Source organism: Micromonospora sp. KC213 (assembly GCF_004348325.1).
Classification (GTDB): domain Bacteria; phylum Actinomycetota; class Actinomycetes; order Mycobacteriales; family Micromonosporaceae; genus Micromonospora.
In genome coordinates this window covers 1-2,205 of sequence record NZ_SMKF01000323.1, presented here as the reverse complement: position 1 = coordinate 2,205, position 2,205 = coordinate 1, and the positions used below count along the sequence as shown (strand labels likewise).

The window sequence follows — 2,205 nt, the reverse complement described above, 5'->3', positions numbered from 1 at the left end:
GAGCGGATGGGGATCTGGCGGTACGGCGGTGCGGCGTCGTCCGACGAACAGGGCGCGGATCAGGGACGGACGTTTCAACCAGTGGGGGTCGACATGGGGGAGCTACGCGGCACGCACGTGCCGGTGCTGCTCGAGCGGTGTCTCGAGTTGCTCGCCCCCGCGCTGGACCGGGGTGACCGTCCGGTCCACGTCGACGCGACGCTGGGGTTGGCGGGGCACGCCGAGGCGGTGCTGGAACGGCATCCGCGGACGGTGCTCATCGGCCTGGACCGGGACACCGAGGCCCTGGCCCACGCGCGGGTGCGGCTGGCCCGCTTCGCCGACCGGGTCCACCTGGTGCACGCCGTCTACGACGAACTGCCCGAGGTGCTCGACCGGCTGGGCTGTCCGGGCGTCGACGGGGTGCTGTTCGACCTGGGGGTCTCCTCGTTGCAGTTGGACGCGCCCGACCGCGGGTTCGCGTACGCGCAGGACGCGCCGCTGGACATGCGGATGGACCAGACCCGTGGGGCGACCGCCGAGGAGGTGGTCAACGGCTACTCCCACGGCGAGCTGGCCCGGGTGTTGAAGGTCTACGGCGAGGAGCGGTTCGCCGGGCGGATCGCCTCGGCGATCGTCCGGGAGCGGGAGCGGTCCCCGATCACCTCGTCGGCGCGGCTGGCCGAGCTGGTCCGGGAGAGTATACCGGCACCAGCCCGACGAACCGGGGGACACCCGGCCAAGAGAACGTTTCAGGCTTTGCGGATCGAGGTAAACAGGGAGCTGGCCGCGCTGGAGACGGCGCTGCCGGCTGCCCTCGACAAGCTCAACGTGGGCGGCCGCCTGGTGGTCCTGTCCTACCACTCGCTGGAGGACCGGCTCACCAAGCAGGCGCTCGCCGACCGGGTCCGCAGCAAGGGCCCGGTCGACCTCCCGGTGGAACTTCCCGGGTCGGGTCCGACGTTCCGGCTGCTCAGCCGGGGCGCCGAGCTCGCCGGGGAGGCGGAGGTCGCCGCGAACCCGCGCGCCGCCTCGGTGCGGCTGCGGGCAGCGGAACGACTCGATCCGACGGCCGTGGAGCAGGGGCGGACCGACCGCGAACGGTACCGCCGCCGGGTCAGGGCGATGCACCAACCGGGGACGGGGTCGACACCGGGTTCCACAGTGGTACCAGGGACGACGCCGGGGGACGGCACAGGGACGGACGAAGAGGGGGAGGGAACATGAACGTCAACAAGCGCGACGGCCGGGGGGCCGTCGGGCAGCGCGCACCGCGGTCGGGGGGCCGGGCCGCGGCGCAGCGCACCACGCGCACCGGTGTGCCGGCGGACCTCGCCGGTCGACGGGGGGACACTCGCGCCCGGGGGGCGCGCGAGTTCCCGACCCAGGGCAGCGCCGCGCTGCGTCCGGTCGAGAAGCCGTCCGCGAAGGCCACCAGCACGGCCACCACGCCCCGGCTGCGGGTGGCTCCGCCGCCGCCCGTGCGGGTGCCGCAGGCACCGTTCGCGGCGCTGGTGGTGGCCCTGGTGGTCGGCGGGGTGCTCGGCATCCTCGCCGTCAACACGAAGATCAACGAGAACGCCTTCAAGCTCCAGCAGCTCCAGCAGCAGCAGGCCCGCCTCGACGTGGACCAGCAGCAGCTGGAGAAGCAGATCGAGAAGGCCAAAGCGCCGGGCAACCTCGCCGCCGAAGCCCGCCGGCTCGGGCTGGTCGAGGCGGGTGAGCCGGCCTACATCAGGCTGCCCGACGGGCGGATGATCGGCGTGCCGCAGCCCGCCAACGGTCAGCCGGCGCTCACCAGCCAGCAGGGCAACGGGGGATAGCCGGTGCCGCCGAGATCGGATGATCCGCGCCGGGACGCCACGACGGGCTCCCGGCGCGGCTCGTCGCGGGGCGCGGCCGGGCGGGGTGGCGAGCCGGGCGCCGGCGGGATCTCCGACGCCCGGGCCTACACGCCCCGGGGCCGGACCATCCGGGAGAGCGACGAGGCCGGGGCCGACCGCGCCGGGCAGCGGCGTACCCCACGGGCCGGCCGCTCCGGCGACCCGTTCCGCCCCGCCCTGCAGGTGCTCGACGGGGGCCGGGCCGGCGCCGCCCGCGCCGGACGCCGGCCCGTCACCCCGGCCGGCCGTGGCGGCGTGGTGCGGACCGTCCAGGCGCGACCGGTCCGCCCCGACGACGGCGAGGAGGACCTTGCACCACCGCGCCGCCGTCCGGCGCGGGCCC

General features: G+C 75.4%; 2 protein-coding genes and 1 pseudogene. All 3 read left to right on the top strand.

All coding sequences use genetic code 11. The features are described 5' to 3' along the window. Positions 1–93: 93 nt before the first annotated feature. Positions 94–1,206, top strand: coding sequence for a 16S rRNA (cytosine(1402)-N(4))-methyltransferase RsmH (gene rsmH / locus E1166_RS30290; protein ID WP_132343217.1), 1,113 nt, complete (start codon positions 94–96; stop codon positions 1,204–1,206). Further along, on the top strand, positions 1,203–1,802 hold the full coding sequence (locus tag E1166_RS30285) for a hypothetical protein (protein ID WP_132343216.1): 600 nt from the start codon (positions 1,203–1,205) through the stop codon (positions 1,800–1,802). The genes rsmH and E1166_RS30285 overlap by 4 nt, the downstream gene beginning before the upstream one ends. Before the next feature lie 3 nt (positions 1,803–1,805). Next, positions 1,806–2,205: pseudogene (locus E1166_RS30280) on the top strand (penicillin-binding protein 2); the annotation flags it as partial.